The sequence below is a fragment of the Streptomyces sp. NPDC001606 genome, assembly GCF_053596835.1.
The window spans coordinates 197390-213282 of record NZ_JBSFHC010000006.1 but is presented as its reverse complement, the minus strand read 5'-3'; the positions used below and the strand labels follow the sequence as shown (position 1 = coordinate 213282).

The 15893-nt window shown below is 71.3% G+C and carries 13 protein-coding genes and 3 pseudogenes; 11 read left to right on the top strand and 5 right to left on the bottom strand.

From position 1 onward, the window contains the following. Positions 1 to 41 precede the first annotated feature (41 nt). Both ACWCV9_RS14345 and ACWCV9_RS14340 read left to right on the top strand, forming a co-directional pair. Positions 42 to 836, top strand: a complete 795-nt coding sequence (locus ACWCV9_RS14345) for a glutamate racemase (protein WP_450786582.1) — start codon at positions 42 to 44, stop codon at positions 834 to 836. A gap of 167 nt (positions 837 to 1003) precedes the next feature. Beyond that, positions 1004 to 1549: a hypothetical protein gene (locus tag ACWCV9_RS14340; RefSeq protein WP_385842429.1), complete on the top strand. Its 546-nt coding sequence runs from the start codon at positions 1004 to 1006 to the stop codon at positions 1547 to 1549. Positions 1550 to 1573: 24 nt separating this feature from the next. Here the strand turns inward: ACWCV9_RS14340 and ACWCV9_RS14335 are convergent, their stop codons facing one another. After that, complete coding sequence (locus ACWCV9_RS14335; protein ID WP_450786580.1) at positions 1574 to 2545, bottom strand: O-antigen ligase family protein; 972 nt, start codon at positions 2543 to 2545, stop codon at positions 1574 to 1576. Between the two features lie 383 nt (positions 2546 to 2928). Between ACWCV9_RS14335 and lnt the strand changes: the two genes are divergently transcribed. From lnt to ACWCV9_RS14315, 4 genes are all read left to right on the top strand, one after another. Beyond that, on the top strand, positions 2929 to 4542 hold the full coding sequence (gene lnt, locus ACWCV9_RS14330; RefSeq protein WP_450786578.1) for an apolipoprotein N-acyltransferase: 1614 nt from the start codon (positions 2929 to 2931) through the stop codon (positions 4540 to 4542). A gap of 66 nt (positions 4543 to 4608) precedes the next feature. Beyond that, positions 4609 to 5088, top strand: coding sequence for an NUDIX hydrolase (locus ACWCV9_RS14325; RefSeq protein WP_385842433.1), 480 nt, complete (start codon positions 4609 to 4611; stop codon positions 5086 to 5088). A gap of 54 nt (positions 5089 to 5142) precedes the next feature. Then, entirely contained in the window at positions 5143 to 5955 is an 813-nt protein-coding gene (locus ACWCV9_RS14320) for a 3-hydroxybutyrate dehydrogenase (protein ID WP_450786576.1), read from the top strand. Between the two features lie 76 nt (positions 5956 to 6031). Then, entirely contained in the window at positions 6032 to 7951 is a 1920-nt protein-coding gene (locus tag ACWCV9_RS14315) for a helix-turn-helix domain-containing protein (RefSeq protein WP_450786575.1), read from the top strand. Positions 7952 to 8001: 50 nt separating this feature from the next. On the opposite strand, the gene ACWCV9_RS14310 is transcribed toward ACWCV9_RS14315, so the two are convergent. Continuing rightward, a complete protein-coding gene (locus ACWCV9_RS14310; protein ID WP_450786573.1) occupies positions 8002 to 9378 on the bottom strand; it encodes an MFS transporter in 1377 nt (458 codons plus the stop codon). Positions 9379 to 9668: 290 nt separating this feature from the next. On the opposite strand from ACWCV9_RS14310, the gene mscL reads away from it, so the two are divergent. From mscL to ACWCV9_RS14295, 3 genes and pseudogenes are all read left to right on the top strand, one after another. Then, positions 9669 to 10121 (top strand): large conductance mechanosensitive channel protein MscL, encoded by a 453-nt coding sequence (gene mscL / locus ACWCV9_RS14305; RefSeq protein WP_450786571.1) that lies wholly within the window; start codon positions 9669 to 9671, stop codon positions 10119 to 10121. A 62-nt stretch (positions 10122 to 10183) separates the two neighbouring features. Continuing rightward, positions 10184 to 10351, top strand: a pseudogene (locus tag ACWCV9_RS14300) (ATP-grasp peptide maturase system methyltransferase); the annotation flags it as partial. A 923-nt stretch (positions 10352 to 11274) separates the two neighbouring features. Next, positions 11275 to 11433 (top strand): hypothetical protein, encoded by a 159-nt coding sequence (locus ACWCV9_RS14295; RefSeq protein WP_450786912.1) that lies wholly within the window; start codon positions 11275 to 11277, stop codon positions 11431 to 11433. Positions 11434 to 11487: 54 nt separating this feature from the next. On the opposite strand, the pseudogene ACWCV9_RS14290 reads toward ACWCV9_RS14295, so the two are convergent. The 3 genes and pseudogenes from ACWCV9_RS14290 to ACWCV9_RS14280 form a co-directional block, all read right to left on the bottom strand. Further along, positions 11488 to 11628 (bottom strand): annotated as a pseudogene (locus ACWCV9_RS14290) (phosphorothioated DNA-binding restriction endonuclease); the annotation flags it as partial. After that, positions 11628 to 13820 (bottom strand): catalase/peroxidase HPI, encoded by a 2193-nt coding sequence (gene katG / locus ACWCV9_RS14285; RefSeq protein WP_450786569.1) that lies wholly within the window; start codon positions 13818 to 13820, stop codon positions 11628 to 11630. The pseudogene ACWCV9_RS14290 and the gene katG, both read right to left, overlap by 1 nt. Before the next feature lie 317 nt (positions 13821 to 14137). Further along, positions 14138 to 14743: a hypothetical protein gene (locus ACWCV9_RS14280; RefSeq protein ID WP_450786567.1), complete on the bottom strand. Its 606-nt coding sequence runs from the start codon at positions 14741 to 14743 to the stop codon at positions 14138 to 14140. 335 nt (positions 14744 to 15078) lie between these two features. On the opposite strand from ACWCV9_RS14280, the pseudogene ACWCV9_RS14275 reads away from it, so the two are divergent. Next, a pseudogene (locus tag ACWCV9_RS14275) lies at positions 15079 to 15313 on the top strand (DUF5655 domain-containing protein); the annotation flags it as partial. Positions 15314 to 15493: 180 nt separating this feature from the next. Further along, positions 15494 to 15889, top strand: a complete 396-nt coding sequence (locus ACWCV9_RS14270; RefSeq protein ID WP_450786565.1) for a hypothetical protein — start codon at positions 15494 to 15496, stop codon at positions 15887 to 15889. Positions 15890 to 15893 lie beyond the last annotated feature (4 nt).

Below are 15893 nucleotides of genomic sequence, written 5' to 3'. Positions count from 1 at the left end.
ACCGCAACGGCCGGCAAGACTCCATCGTCTATCGTGGCCGGGTGAAGATCGCGCTCATGGACTCCGGAATCGGCCTGTTGGCGGCCACCGCCGCGGTACGGCGACTGCGGCCCGACGCCGATCTCGTGCTCTCGCTGGACCCCGACGGCATGCCCTGGGGGCCGCGCACCCCCGAGGACGTCACCCAGCGCGCGCTGGCCGTCGCCGAGGCCGCCGCGGGCCACCGGCCCGACGCCCTGATCATCGGCTGCAACACCGCCACGGTGCACGCCCTGCCCACCCTGCGCGCCCGGCTGGAGCCCGGGATCCCGGTGATCGGCACGGTCCCGGCGATCAAGCCGGCCGCGGCCGGCGGCGGCCCCTTCGCGATCTGGGCCACCCCCGCCACCACCGGCAGCGCCTATCAGCGCGGGCTCATCCAGGACTTCGCCGACGGCGTCCGGGTGCACGAGGTGCCGTGCTGGGGCCTTGCCGAGGCCGTCGAGCACGCGGACGAGGCGGCCATCGACGCGGCTGTCACCGCCGCGGCCGAGCTGACTCCGGACGATGTGACAACCGTCGTCCTGGGCTGCACCCACTACGAGCTGGTGGCGGAACGTATCCGCGCCGCCGTGCAGCGCCCCGGCGCCGCCCCGCTCGTGCTGCACGGCTCCGCCGGCGCGGTGGCCGCGCAGGCCCTGCGCCGGATCGGCGAACAGCCCGCCCCCGAGGCTCCCGCCGAAGGCACCCTGACCGTGCTGCTCAGCGGCCGCGAGGGCGAGCTGCCCGCGCCCGCGCTGCACTACGCCGAGGGCCGGCTGCTGCCGGTCCCCGGCCCGGTCGCCGACCGCAGCTGACCCGACCGGACGCACCCATGTGCGGCGTATACACATGACGGTCGTTCTTTGTATATGCGTCCTCTGTGTGCGCGCTCACAGGTCCCTGTCAGCCACTGGGCCGGACGGGTGCGGTCACCCTCCGCGAGCGGGTACCCGCGGATCGAAACCTGAGTAACCTCATAAACATGAGGGACCATCCCCGAGCCGACGACACCGCGCGCACCGACGTCTGGACCGGCCGCGCCACCAACCGGGTCCAGTGGCTGCTGGCGCTGGTCGGCGCGGCCTGCCTGGCACTCGGCATCGAGCTGGCCGTGGACTCGGCCTGGACCTCCGGCGTCGCCGCCCTGGCGATGTCCGTCGTGGGCTGTATCGCGGCCGGCCTGCTGGTCCTCTTCGGCACCCTCGCCTTCGTGCACGTCGACCTCAGATGCGACCGGGAGTGCGTCGAGGTGCGGTGCGGCCACATCGGGCTGCCCCGCCGCCGTATTCCGCTCTCGCATGTGGCGGGCGCCGACTTCACCGCCCATGTGACCCCGCGCCACTGGGGCGGCTGGGGCTACCGCTGGCGCCCCGAGAAGGGTACCGCCGTCGTCGTGCGCCGCGGAGAGGGCGTCGTGCTCCGGCTGTGGGACGGCCACACCTTCACGATCACTGTCGACAACGCGGAGTCGGCGGTGCGGGTCATCCGGGACCGGCTGCGGGCGATCACCCCCGGCACGGCCGGCTGAGTCCGCCGCCCATCCCCCCACGGGTCAGGGCCGCGGCGCCGCGTCGTCGCCCGCCCACGGGCGTGCCGTCGCCCAGCCGGCCAGCAGTCCCGCGCCCGCCGTGACCGTCGGAAAACTGAGCGCGTTGCCCACCGCGGCGAGCCCGGCCAGCGCCGTCAGGGCCGCCCCCGCGGTGAGGGCGACCGGCGTCGTACGAGGGCTGCGCCACAGCGCGTGCAGCACCCAGCAGAACACGGCGCCGAGCAGCACGACCCCGACCACGCCCTGCTCCGCGGCCTGCTGGAGCAGCGCCGAGTGGGCCCTGCCGTCGGACGCGGGCGCCGGCGGTGCCGTACGGCTCAGCTCCCCGAACCGGCCGGGCCCGACGCCGAGGCCGCCCGCCCCCTCCCCGAGCCCCAGCGCATCCCGCCACACCCGTACCCGGTGCGGAGTCGACCACTGCGTGAGCACCTCGGCAAGGCCGCCCGGCAGCACATCCGCGGCCAGCGCCCAGACCGTCGCCGCCACCCCGGCCGCCGCCACCGCCAGACCCGCGAGCCCCACACCCCGACGCGGCGCCGCGCCCGCGGCCAGGGAACACAGCAGGACGGCCGCGCCGGTCGCGCAACCGGCCACCGACCCCAGTGCCGCTCCGGCCCCGACGATCCCGGCGGCCAGCGCCCACAGACCCAGGCGCAGCGCCGGTACGGGCGTCGCCCAGGCTGCACAGCACGCCGCTCCGGTGGCCAGGGCCAGCAGGGCGGCCGTGGCCCCGGCATGCCCGAGGGGTACGGCGTACCCGGGGCCGGGGGAGAGGCCGGGCAGGGCCACGGCCAGGGCCAGCCCGGCCAGCGCACCGGCGCCGGGCGCGGCCACCGGCAGCAGGGTCCCGGAGACCCGGCCCGCGGCATAGCCGGCGGTCACGGCCAGCACCGCGAGCAGCAGTCCCTCGGGCCGCCCGTCATGTGCCGCCGCGGTGATCAGCGACCATCCGGCGCACGCTCCTAGCAGGATCATCCCGACCCCGTCGGAAACGTTTCTCTCGCCGCTTTCGGTGTCCGTGTCGTCCGCACCGGTCGCGGACCTCGTCCCCGTCGACCCCACCCGCCGCCCCTCGCACCTGGTCCCCCGACCTATGGCAAGCCCAGACACACGCACCGAGACCGGCCGCATTGCCCAGGCTGGGCTCACCGTAACGGCTCATGGCGGGTTTGGGGACGATGTGCGCGCAGAGGTCCGCATTCCGGTAGTGGCCAGAACGACTCTCCCGGTCCGGGAAAGCGGGCGCCCGCTGCGGCGAGGAACTACCGGCCCGGGGGCGGCCACACCCGTCCCTCGCGATCAGCAGGCCCCCCGCCCGCGCTGTCAACAGCAAGGTCGACGGCCGTACACTCACCCGGGTGACCGTCACCGCACCTTCCCTGGACCAGCCGGACCAGCTCCGGCCGTCTCCCGCGCCCAGCGCGCTCGGCGGCCGCCTGCTGCGCCTGGTCCCGGCCGTCGCCTCCGCCCTGTGCGGAGTGCTGCTCTACGTCAGCTTCCCGCCACGCACCCTGTGGTGGCTCGCGCTGCCCGCCTTCGCCGGCTTCGGCTGGGTGCTGCGCGGCCGGAGCTGGAAGGCGGCGCTGGGCCTCGGCTACCTCTTCGGGCTCGGCTTCCTGCTCCCGTTGCTGGTGTGGACCGGTGTGGAGGTGGGGCCCGGACCGTGGCTCGCCCTGGCCGCGATCGAGGCGCTGTTCGTCGCCCTGGTCGGCGTGGGCGTCGGCGCCGTCTCCCGGCTGCCTGCCTGGCCCGTGTGGGCCGCCGCCCTGTGGATCACGGGGGAGGCCGTACGCGCGCGCGTGCCCTTCCGGGGCTTCCCCTGGGGCAAGATCGCCTTCGGCCAGGCGGACGGTGTCTTCCTGCCGCTCGCCGCGGTCGGCGGCACCCCTGTGCTCGGCTTCGCGGTCGTGCTGTGCGGGTTCGGTCTGTGCGAGGCCGTCCGGCTGATCGCCGAGCGGCGCCGCGGCCATGCCGTCCGGCGCGGGACCGCGGCCGCCGCACTGCTGAGCGTGGCCGTACCGGTCGCGGGAGCGGCCGCCGCGACGCCCCTGGTCAGCGACAAGGCCGAGGCCGGCACCCGCACCGTCGCGCTCATCCAGGGCAATGTGCCGCGCTCGGGCCTGGAGTTCAGCGCCCAGCGCCGGGCCGTCCTCGACTACCACGCGCGCGAGACGTTCGAGCTCGCCGCCGACATCAGGGCGGGCAAGGTCGCCAAGCCCGACTACGTGCTGTGGCCGGAGAACTCCTCCGACATCGACCCCTTCGCCAACCCGGACGCGGCCACCGTCATCGCGGGCGCCGCCAAGGCGGTCGGCGTGCCCGTCTCGGTCGGCGGCGTCGTGGAACGGGACGGCAAGCTGCTCAACGAGCAGATCCTCTGGGACCCGGTCAAGGGGCCGACCCAGACCTACGACAAGCGGCAGATCCAGCCGTTCGGCGAGTACCTCCCGCTGCGCGGGCTGGTCGGCGCCATCAACAAGAACTGGACCGGCATGGTCCGCCAGGACTTCAGCCGGGGCAGCAAGCCCGGCGTCTTCGACCTCGACGGCGCCAAGGTGGGCCTGGCCACCTGCTACGAGGCCGCCTTCGACTGGGCGGTGCGGGACACGGTCACCCATGGCGCCGAGATGATCTCCGTGCCGAGCAACAACGCCACCTTCGACCGCAGCGAGATGACCTACCAGCAGCTCGCCATGTCCCGCATCCGCGCGGTCGAACACAGCCGCACGGTGACCGTGCCGGTGACCAGCGGGGTCAGCGCGATCATCATGCCGGACGGCAAGATCACCCAGCGGACCGGCATGTTCGTGCCCGCCTACCTCGTGCAGAAGGTGCCGCTGCGCACCTCCCGTACACCCGCCACCGAGCTGGGCATCCTGCCGGAGATGGCCCTCGTGCTGGTCGCCGCGGGCGGCATCGGCTGGGCGATCGGGTCGGGCCTGCGTACCCGGCGTCGCACCGCCGGCGCGTGAGCGTACGACGTCCCGGGCATTCCCCGGACGGACGGAACGGCGGACCGGCCCGTTAGGGTCGGCCGCATGGCTACTCCTGACTTCATCCGCACGCTCCGGTCCTCCGCCGGACAGCAGCTGCTCTGGCTCCCCGGAGTCACCGCGATCGTCTTCGACGACGACGGCAGAGTGCTGCTGGGCCGGCGGGCCGACACCCGCACCTGGTCGGTGATCGGCGGCATCCCGGACCCGGGCGAGCAGCCCGCGGCCTGCGCCGTGCGGGAGGTCTTCGAGGAGACGGCGGTGCACTGCGTTCCCGAGCGGGTGGTCCTCGTCCAGGCCCTGGACCCGATCACCTACGACAACGGCGACATCTGCCAGTTCATGGACATCACCTTCCGCTGCCGCGCCGTGGGCGGCGAGGCCCGGGTCAACGACGACGAGTCCCTGGACGTGGGCTGGTTTCCGGTGGACGCGCTGCCCGACCTGCACGAATTCGGCCTCTTCCGGATCAAGCAGGCCATGTCCGAGGCACCCACATGGTTTGACCCTATGACTCTTGGCTGAAGTATGGGCGGCGACCATATGTGGTGAGGGATGGGGTCCGCTTAGGGTCGGCACATGACCTCGCCCAGCCCGTTGAACGGCCCCCCTGTCCAGCCGCTCGCCCTCGACCTCGGCGGCCGTACCGCTCTCGTCACCGGTGCCGCCAGCGGCATCGGACGCGCCTGCGCGCTGCGGCTCGCGGCCGCCGGGGCCGACGTGCGGGCCGTCGACCGGGACGGGCCGGGCCTCGCCGCCCTGGCCGACGAGGCCAAACGCGCGGACCTCGCGGGGACCGTCGTACCGCACGTCGTGGACCTCACCGACCTCGACGCCGCCGAACAGGCCGCCGCCGGCACCGACGTCCTGGTCAACAACGCGGGGCTGCAACTGGTGCGCCCCATCGAGGAGTTCCCGCCCGACGTCTTCCACACGGTGCTGACCGTGATGCTGGAGGCGCCGTTCCGCCTCATCCGCGGCGCGCTCCCGCACATGTATGCACAGGGCTGGGGCCGGATCGTGAACGTGTCCTCCGTCCATGGTCTGCGCGCCTCCGCCTATAAGTCCGCCTATGTGGCCGCGAAACATGGTCTCGAGGGGCTGTCCAAGACGGCCGCCCTGGAAGGCGCCGCCCATGGGGTGACGTCCAACTGTGTGAACCCGGCCTATGTGCGCACCCCACTGGTCGAGAAGCAGATCGCCGACCAGGCACAGGCCCACGGCATTCCCGAGAGCCGGGTGCTGTCCGAAGTCCTGCTGAAGGACAGCGCGGTACGGCGGCTCATCGAACCGGAGGAGGTCGCCGAGGCCGTGGCCTACCTGTGCAGCCCGCAGGCCTCCTTCGTCACCGGCACCTCGCTGGTGCTCGACGGCGGGTGGACGGCCCACTGACGGGCCGGACGCCGCCGGCCCCGAGAGTTTTCCACAGGCCTGACGGGCCGGGTGGCCGATGCGGAATCCTGTGACCATGTCTCGCGATCACGTTCACTCGGCAGCACGCGACAGCACGGAGGCCCCGTTCCTCGAGCTGCTGGCCCGCGACGCCTCCGCGGAGGCCTACGAGCAGCCGGCGCTCCTGGCCCGCGCCGAGGGCGGGCCGGCCGAGCGGATCGCCGCGCTGGAGCACGCCAAGCGGCTCGCCCTGCGCGTCCGGGCGGAACTGGAGGGGCGCCGGCGCCGCGAGGCGGAGCTGTCCGCGCTCTTCGAGACCGCCCACGACCTGGCCGGACTGCGCGATGTGGACGCCGTGCTCCAGGCCATCGTGCAGCGCGCCCGCTCACTGCTCGGCACGGACATCGCCTATCTGAGCCTCAACGACCCGGTGCGCGGTGACACCTACATGCGGGTCACCGAGGGCTCCGTCTCCGCGCGCTTCCAGCAACTGCGGCTCGGCATGGGGGAGGGCCTCGGCGGACTCGTCGCCCAGACCGCGCGGCCGTACGTCACCGACGACTACTTCCACGACGACCGGTTCCAGCACACCCACACCATCGACGCCGGCGTCCGCGACGAGGGCCTGGTCGCCATCCTCGGTGTGCCGCTGATGCTCGGCCCGCACGTCATCGGCGTCCTCTTCGCCGCCGACCGCAGAGCACGGGTCTTCGAACGCGAGCAGATCGCCCTGCTCGGCTCCTTCGCCGCGCTCGCCGCGGCCGCCATCGACACCGCGAACCTGCTCACCGAGACCCGCTCGGCGCTGGCCCGGCTCGAGCGCGCCAACGAGATCATCCGGGACCGCAGCGGCGTCATCGAGCGCGCCTCCGAGGTCCACGACCGGCTCGCCGAACTCGTGCTGCGCGGCGGCGGAGTCCATGACGTGGCCGCCGCCGTCTCCCAAGTCCTCGACGGCACGGTCGAGTTCACGGAGGCAGACGCGGCGCCGGCCGAGCCGCTGGAGGCCTCCCGCGCCGACGGGCACGCCGTGCGGCACGGCAACGACTGGATCGCGGCGGTGGCCGCGGGCGGTGAACTCCTCGGCGCCCTGGTGCTGCGCGGCCATCCCGGCCTCGACCCGGTCGACCAGCGCACCCTGGAACGCGCGGCGATGGTCACCTCACTGCTGCTGCTCGCCCGCCGCTCCGCCGCCGAGGCCGAACAGCGGGTCCGTGGCGAGCTGCTGGACGACCTGTTGGACGCGCGCGACCGGGACCCGCGCCTGCTGCGTGAACGCGCGGCCCGGCTGCACGCCGACCTTGACGCCACCCATGTGGTCCTCGCCGCGCGTCTCGACGGTCCGGCGGCCGACGCCGACGAGGAGGCAGCGGCCCGCCGTCGCCTGTGGTCCGCCGCCTCCCACCTCGCCGCGACCCGGCACGGCCTGGCCGCCGCCCGCGACGGCGGCACCGTCCTGCTGCTGCCGCTCGGCTCCGCCGACACCGCCACGGAGGTGGCCCGCCGCACCGCCCGCCGGCTGGGCGCCGCCGTGCGCCAGCCCGTCACGGTCGGCGCCTCCGCCCCCGTCACGGACCTCGCTGCACACCCCGGCTCCGTGGTCGCCGCCTATGCCGAGGGCCGCCGCTGTCTGGACGCGCTGCTGCTGCTCGGCCGGGCCGGAGACGGAGCGGCAGCCGAGGACTTCGGCTTTCTCGGCCTGCTCCTCGCCGGCGAACGGGACGTCACCGGCTTCGTGGAGCGCACCATCGGACCGGTGGTGTCGTACGACGAGCAGCGCGGGACGGAACTGCTGCGCACCCTGGACGCGTACTTCGCCAGCGGGATGAGCCCGGCCCGCACGAAGGAGGTGCTGCACGTCCATGTGAACACGGTCGCCCAGCGACTGGAGCGGGTGGGCCGGCTGCTCGGCGCGGACTGGCAGACCCCCGCGCGGGCCCTGGAGATCCAACTGGCCCTTCGTCTGCACCGGTTGGCCGCGCCGGAACGGCACTGACCGGCCCCCGAGCGGGGTCCGGTCAGTGCCGGGGGACGAGCGCGCGGGGCTCAGGCCGTGCGCGCCTCGGCGGCCGAGCCGGTCCCGGCGGCCTCCTCGTGCCCGGCCTCGTCCTGGGCCAGGTCCCGGTGCCGGGTCTCCCGGGACACGCCCACCGCGACGAGCGTCAGCAGCGCGGCGCCGATCACATACAGCGCGATCGGCGTCGAGCTGCCGTAGTCGGAGAGCAGCGCGGTGGCGATGAGCGGGGCGGGCGCACCGGCCGCCACGGAGGCGAACTGCGCGCCGATGGAAGCGCCCGAGTACCGCATCCGGGTGGCGAACATCTCCGCGAAGAAGGCGGCCTGCGGCGCGTACATGGCGCCGTGCAGCACCAGGCCGACCGTCACGGCCAGCACCAGGTACCCGAACGAACCGGTGTCCACCAGCGAGAAGAAGGGGAAGATCCACAGGCCGACACCGGCCGCGCCGAGCAGGTACACCGGCCGCCGCCCGACCCGGTCGGACAGCGCACCCCAGGCCGGGATGACGGCGAAGTGCACGGCGGAGCCGATGAGTACGGCGTTGAGCGCGGTCTCCTTGGAGACCCCGGCCGAGGTCGTGGCGTAGACGAGGACGAAGGCGGTGATGACGTAGTAGCCGATGTTCTCGGCCATCCGGGCGCCCACCGCCACGAGCACATCGCGCCAGTGGTGCCGCAGCACCGAGACGAGCGGCGGCTGCTCCGGCTCGTCGGCCCGCCGGGACTCGGCCCGCGCCAACGCCTCCTTGAACACCGGCGATTCGTCCACCGACAGCCGGATCCACAGCCCGACGATCACGAGCACTCCGGAGAGCAGGAAGGGGATCCGCCAGCCCCAGCTGCCGAAGGCGTCGTCGGACAGCAGGGCGGTGAGCAGCGAGAGCACCCCGGTGGCCAGCAACTGCCCGGCCGGGGCGCCGGTCTGCGGCCAGGACGCCCAGAAACCCCGACGGCGCGCATCGCCGTGCTCCGACACCAGCAGGACGGCGCCGCCCCACTCACCGCCGAGCGCGAACCCCTGCACGAGCCGGAGTGCCGTCAGCAGCACGGGTGCGGCGGCGCCGACGGTCGCGTGGGTGGGCAGCAGCCCGATGCCGAACGTCGCCCCGCCCATCAGCACCAGGCTCAGCACCAGCAGCTTCTTCCGCCCCAGCCGGTCACCGTAGTGCCCGAACACCAGGGCCCCCAGCGGGCGGGCCGCGAAGCCCACGGCATAGGTCAGAAACGACAGCAGTGTCCCGACGAGCGGGTCGGAGTCGGGAAAGAACAGCTTGTTGAACACCAGCGCGGCCGCGGAGCCGTAGAGGAAGAAGTCGTACCACTCGATGGTGGTGCCGATGAGACTGGCGGCGACGATGCGGGGGAGGCTGGTCGGGGCTGGTGGAGCGCTTGCGGGCGACGACATCGGCACCACTTCCTGGCGTGGGACGGGGACGTTTTGCGTGTCGCCACACCGTAGGAACGTGCAGGTCAGGGGCGTATGTGGTGGGACACCATAGTTTTGGGAGTGGGAGTGCGTGCGCACCCCATGGGGGCGCTGGCAGAGCCTCGGTGACGGCCGCAACGAGGCCGCGAAGGGCGCTGTCCGAGTTGCGCTGCTCGGGCATGATTCGCAGATCGGACGTAGCAGTGTTGGGATGGCCTGCGGGGCGCGAGTTATGTACCGCAGCGCAGACGACGCCCGGGTGATAGGGCGTGTCGTGCTGGGAAACATGTCGGCGGGGCCTTCTGCGCGGCAACGTGGTCGACCTGGCGGTCGGCATCGTCATCGGAGTGGCGTTCACCGCAGTCGTCAACGGCTTCGTCAGCGCCTTTCTGACCCCGCTCGTGGGGCTGGCCACCGGTGTCACCGGCGACACGGCCCACAAGACCTTCACCGTAGGCGCCACCAAGTTCCCCTACGGAGCCTTCATCAACGCGGCGATCAGCTTCCTCCTCATCGCCGGCGCCCTGTACTTCCTCGTCGTCCTCCCGATCAACAAACTGCACGAGCGCCTCGCTCCCCACCACGACGTCCAGGCCCCCAAGCGGGACTGCCCCGAGTGCCTCAGCCCCGTCCCGGCCCAGGCCCGACGCTGCGCCTCCTGCACCGTCCCCCTGCCCGCGGTACCCGCCCAGGCCGGGGAGACGACCCAGCGGGCCGGGTGACCGGACCCCTGATCGATCGGTGACAGCCGGACAATTTCGGTGCTCAACGCTTGGCCGGGTTGTCCGAGCACTCCCCGAAGCGGATCACCGCCGCGACCGAGGAGGGCGGTCCATCTGCGGTTCCTCGCCCAATGCGCGGTACCGACCGCCAGACGACGAACGTGGGCGAGGCCGTGCACCTGGTCGACGTCGTTACCGGCTCCGCCGCCACCCTTTGGGACGGTGGCGGGCGTAGGCCCCGGCCGCCGACTTGAACACACTCACAGTGCTCCTCTCACGGCATGCTTCTGGGCCCTTCCACCGACTGGGCTGGAAGAAGAGCTCGATGCGCGGGACGGCGTCCTCGTGGTCGAGCAGGTGCACGGTGTGCAACAAGGTGAGGTCTCCCTCGGCGACAGCGATCCCCGCGCTACTCGTTCCACGTGCCCGGCAAGCGCGTGCCAGTAGCCAACCGCGTACGCCGAAGCGGGATGTCGCTGCCCGAGCAGCACGGCCCCATCCCGCTCCAGGTACAGAGGGGCGCCGACCACGTTCGGCTCGGCGGTCATGCTGCACCTCCGCCCATCACGCGGTTGTGGCGTTCCGGGTGCCCTTCGGGCAGCTGCCGCAGGCCGCGAAGGGGGGAACGGCACAGCACCACGAGGGGCAGCACGAGCAGGAAGGTGCCGACGGTCAAGGTGGGGCGTACGCCGATCGTTGTTCCGAGGCCGCCGGCGACCAACGCGGCCAACGGCCGCGCGCCTGGCGTAAGCCAGTGCTCACGGCCTGCGTGCGAGCCTGCATGCCGTCGGCGGTGACGACCTGACGAATGGAGCGTTGGGTGGTTCCTGCCGCCGCGGCACAGGCCAGTTGGAGGTACAGGGCGGCGCTGATGGCGATCTGCCAGGCCAGGGGAGGCTAGCAGCAGGGGGATGTGGGTGAGCGGGGTGACCGCGAGCGCGACCAACATCATCGGACCGGGCCCGTACCAACGCACGAGTGCCGGAACCGTAAGCGCACCTGCTGCCGCGCCGAGGGCTCCGACTCCCAGAGTCACGCCGAAGGCCGTCGGGCTCATCGCGAGGGACCGGAGCAGGTACAGGGACCACAGCATATTGAGGAGCGCCAGCGCGGCCGAGGTAGTCGCGTTCACCAGGGTCAGTGTGCGCAGCCGGTGGTCCTGCTGGACGTGACCGCCGCGGTCGGCGACGCCTTCACCTCCGGTGTCCACGCCGGCCTGACCGTCATCGCCGCCGTGTTCCCGCGCGCGGCCCTCGCCTCGGCCCTTCTGGTGCACAACCGACCGCACCACACCGCCGCCACGACGAAGTGAGGCACGGCGTCCCGCCTTCGCGGCGATGCCGACGGTGCCGGAGCGCAGCAAGGCCGTAGTGGCGGGGCGTAGCGCCATGGAAGAGCCGGCGGGCGTCACCGTCGCGGTGAGCGGCCGCGACAGGGCGTGCGCCGGGCTGTGGGCCGGCGAGCCACGTCCCGGGCGGCCGGTGAGGGCCGACCGGGACGCCGGGCTCAGGCGAGGTCGAACCGGTCGAGATTCATCACCTTGTTCCACGCTGCCACGAAGTCGCGTACGAACTTCTCTTTCGCGTCCTGGGACGCGTAGACCTCCGAGAGGGCTCGGAGCTGGGAGTGCGCACCGAAGATCAGGTCGACGGCGGTGGCGGTCCACTTGACCTCGCCGGTGGCGCGATCCCGGCCTTCGAACACGTTCTCGTCCGTAGCCGACGCCTTCCACTCCGTGCTCATGTCGAGCAGGTTGACGAAGAAGTCGTTGGTCAGAGTTCCCGGCCGGTGGGTGAAGACCCCGTGCGGGGATCCCTTGAAGCCGGTGTTGAGCGCCCGCATGCCGCCGATCAGCACCGTCATCTCGGGAGCGGACAGCGTCAGCAGGTTGGCGCGGTCCAGCATGAGGGTCTCCGGCGACAGCTTCTCGCCCTCCGGAAGGTAGTTGCGGAAGGCATCCGCCTTGGGCTCCAGCACGGCGAACGACGCCGCGTCGGTCTGCTCCTGCGAGGCGTCCGTACGACCCGGTGCGAACGGAACCGTGACGTCGTACCCGGCGTCCCGCGCGGCCTGCTCGACGGCCGCGCACCCGCCGAGGACGATCAGGTCGGCGAGGGAGACCCGCGTTCCGCCGGGCCGGGAGTCGTTGAAGTCCTGCTGGATCCGCTCGAGCGTGCGCAGTACCTCGGTCACCTCGGGAAGGTCGTTGAGTTCCCAGTCCTTCTGCGGCGCGAGCCGGATGCGCGCCCCGTTCGCCCCGCCGCGCTTGTCGGTGCCGCGGAAGCTCGCCGCCGACGCCCAGGCGGTGGTGACCAGCTGGGGGACGGAAAGGCCCGAGCCGAGGATCCTGCCCTTGAGGGCAGCGATGTCCTCGTCCCCGACCAGTTCGTGATCGACCTCGGGAACGGGGTCCTGCCACAGCTGCGGCTCGGGGATCCATGGGCCGAGGTAGCGGGAGACGGGTCCCATGTCGCGGTGCAGCAGTTTGTACCACGCCTTGGCGAACGCCACCGCGAGCTCGTCGGGGTTCTCGTGGAACCTCTTCGTGATCGGGCCGTAGACGGGGTCCACCTTCAGCGCGAGGTCCGTCGTCAGCATCATGGGCGCGTGCCGCTTCGACGGATCATGGGCGTCCGGGACGGTGTTCCTGGCCGAGGGGTCCGTGGGAGTCCACTGGTGGGCGCCGGCGGGGCTGCTCGTCAGCTCCCACTCGTACCCGTAGAGATTGTCCAGGTACCCGTTGTCCCACGTGGTCGGGTCGGTGGTCCACGCGCCCTCCAGACCACTGGTGAGCGCGTGGCGGCCCGCGCCGCTGTCGTACGTGTTCCGCCAGCCGAGGCCCTGCTGCTCGATGGGGGCCGCCTCGGGTTCCGGGCCGATGTAACTGGCGTCGACCGCGCCATGACACTTGCCGAAGGTGTGGCCGCCGACGATGAGCGCGACCGTCTCCTCGTCGTTCATCGCCATGCGCCCGAACGTCTCCCGGATGTCCCGGGCGGCAGCCATCGGGTCCGGGTTTCCGTTGGGCCCCTCTGGATTGACGTAGATCAGTCCCATCTGCACGGCGGCGAAAGGACCGGTGAGTTCCCTGTCGCCACTGTAACGCTCGTCCCCGAGCCATGTGTCTTCGGGCCCCCAGAAGATCTCCTCGGGTTCCCAGATGTCCTCCCGCCCGAAACCGAACCCGAACGTCTTGAACCCCATGGATTCCATGGCGCAGTTTCCGGCGAATACCAGGAGGTCGGCCCAGGAGATTTTCCGGCCGTACTTCTGCTTGACCGGCCAGAGCAGACGGCGCGCCTTGTCCAGGCTCGCGTTGTCCGGCCAGCTGTTGAGAGGGGCGAAGCGCTGTGCGCCGCTGCCGCCACCGCCGCGGCCGTCCTCGATGCGGTACGTTCCCGCGGCATGCCAGCTCATCCGGATGAAGAGCGGCCCGTAGTGGCCGTAGTCGGCGGGCCACCAGTCCTGGGATGTCGTCATCACCTCAAAGACGTCACGCTTCAGCGCGTCGACGTCGAGGGTCGCGAACTCTTCCGCGTAGTCGAAGTCCTCGTCCATCGGGTTGGACCGGGGCGAGTGCTGATGGAGAACCTGGAGGTCCAGCTGATTCGGCCACCAGTCCCGGTTCGTCCTGGGCCGCCGAGTCGGTGTGGGCGTCGGTGAGGGGATTGCCGGATTCTCACTTTCACTGCCGGACATGCCCGTCCTTCTTCCTGTCTCGGTGTTCTGCCGGCCTGCTGCTGCCCTTGACGTCGTCGGATTTGCTGGTGTCGAACGCGTCGACCCATACAATCAGCGCCACGGCCCGCACCGGCTGGAAATGTGCTGTACCGCGTCCGTATGGTCGCGCACCGCAGACCACACCTCTATGAAACACGCAGAGCACCCCCGCAAGATAGATGCGGCAGCGGGCGCGGCCTTTCTTCTCTCGTACCGACTCCTGAGCGAGCCGAAAACGAATTCCACAGCCTTCGTCCGTGCCGGAGGGAGGCCTGGCGGTGATTTCCGCACCCGGGTCAGCAAGCGGTCAGCAGCGGGCCCGACGGTGTCCAGGCCGGCCGACACGCACCCCTGCCCGGGTGGATTGCTGCGTGGCTCGCCAGGGCGCTGCCCGTGGAGTCGGGGTGCGTGCACCCTTTCCCCTCCAGGTCGCCACGCTGCCGGGACATCCGGCGCACGAGGATCACCTCGTCGCTCACGATGCGCAACGCTTCCCTGACTGGATCGGAAGTGACGCGGAGCATCTCGCGACGCGTGTATTCCACAAGGGCGACCAGTAACTGTTCATCGCCAACGTGAACCGTCTGCCGGCTGAGGACACGCTGGGAGTAGACCTGATCTATCACCATGTGAGCCGGGACAGCTTCATCCTTGTTCAGTACAAGAAGATGGTCCAGGTCGGAGCCGGGCGCAGCGAGTGGGGATATCGGCCGGACGGTGATCTTGACGACCAGCTTAAGCGCATGAGGCAGGTAGAAGAGGCGTGTATGCGGCTGGAACAGGATCCGCCGGCCGATTACCGCTTCGTTCACCAGCCGTGTTGGATCAAGTTCTGCAAGCCCGAACAAGTGGCGCCGAAGGGAGATGCGCTGATCGGGGGGATGTACCTCACGCGCGAACACGTCGAGTGGCTGCGAGGGCGGCCCGGACTGGCCACCGGCCGAACGTACGCGGGAACGCAGGGGCGGTCTAACGGGCTGAGAGTGTGAGGGGTGGGTCGACCGTGAACCGGTGGATCCGCCCTCACCACGGCAAGAAGCGGACTTGAGCCGCCGGTTCCGGGGAGAGCGGCGGGGTATCTGCGCGCCGTCGGCTCGGTCAGCGCTCTTCGGTGGCCCGCTCGGCATGGAGAAGGCTGGCCATGTGAGGATGCGGTCACCGCGGCAGCGGAGGGTCACGGTGCTGCGGGTCCTGATCGCACGGCAGTTGGGGCACGCAATCATCGCGGCAGGCTCGTGAGGCGCACATGGAGACGCTGCTAGGCGTCCGTTTCCTGGCGACCGAGTACAGCACCGGGCCGGTCCACAAGGGCCGGATTGATTCGCTCGGGCTGGACGAGAACGGATCGCCGGTCATCGTCGAGAAAGCGCGGCATCGACGTCGGCCTCATCAACCAGGGCCTGTTCTACCTGGCGTGGCTAATGGACCACCGTGCCGAGTTCGAGCACCTGGTCCTGCGGCTCCTGGCGATAGATGACACATGCTGGCGATATTCGTCACGCCGACCCTGACACCGCCTCGGTCGCCCCCCATGCAGCACGGTAGTGAGCTGGTTTGACGATTCATCAGCTCCCTGTTCGTTCCGTCGCTACGATCTGCTTGAACGTGCGGCTGTCGATGCGGAATGACGGCGGCAAGGGGGTGGGGTAGGGATGCGAGACGAGGACATTGTCGCGGCGGTCCGTGCCATGCGTGTGGAGTCGCCCGATCTGTGGACGGGTGATGCCAGCACATGGGTCACGGCGGTGGACGCACTGCTCCGGCGGGCGGAAGTTGGTGAGCGGGTGAGCGATGAGATCCTCGCGCTGCTGACGTCGGATGCCGCGATCCGCGAGGACCTGGGACGTCGTCTGTCGTGGGAGGAGGATACGTATCGCGGCCCCGAGGCCGGCTCGGGCTTCGCACCCCTTGCCGGGTATGGCGACCCCTCGACCGAGGTCGTCTACGGCTGTGCGGTCTGCGACTACACGTACCCGATCTTCGAGGCCGGTGAGTCGGTGCCCGAAGGATGTCCGAGCGGGCATGTCCCCCTCCTCCGGATCACGTGACCCG

Coding starts and splice junctions, on each gene's coding strand:
- ACWCV9_RS14335 (WP_450786580.1), bottom strand. CDS start 2,545: ATGATCCTGCTAGGAGCGTGCGCCGGATGGTCGCTGATCACCGCGGCG.
- ACWCV9_RS14315 (WP_450786575.1), top strand. CDS start 6,032: ATGTCTCGCGATCACGTTCACTCGGCAGCACGCGACAGCACGGAGGCC.
- ACWCV9_RS14270 (WP_450786565.1), top strand. CDS start 15,494: ATGCGAGACGAGGACATTGTCGCGGCGGTCCGTGCCATGCGTGTGGAG.
- ACWCV9_RS14310 (WP_450786573.1), bottom strand. CDS start 9,378: ATGTCGTCGCCCGCAAGCGCTCCACCAGCCCCGACCAGCCTCCCCCGC.
- ACWCV9_RS14340 (WP_385842429.1), top strand. CDS start 1,004: ATGAGGGACCATCCCCGAGCCGACGACACCGCGCGCACCGACGTCTGG.
- ACWCV9_RS14325 (WP_385842433.1), top strand. CDS start 4,609: ATGGCTACTCCTGACTTCATCCGCACGCTCCGGTCCTCCGCCGGACAG.
- katG (WP_450786569.1), bottom strand. CDS start 13,820: ATGTCCGGCAGTGAAAGTGAGAATCCGGCAATCCCCTCACCGACGCCC.
- ACWCV9_RS14320 (WP_450786576.1), top strand. CDS start 5,143: ATGACCTCGCCCAGCCCGTTGAACGGCCCCCCTGTCCAGCCGCTCGCC.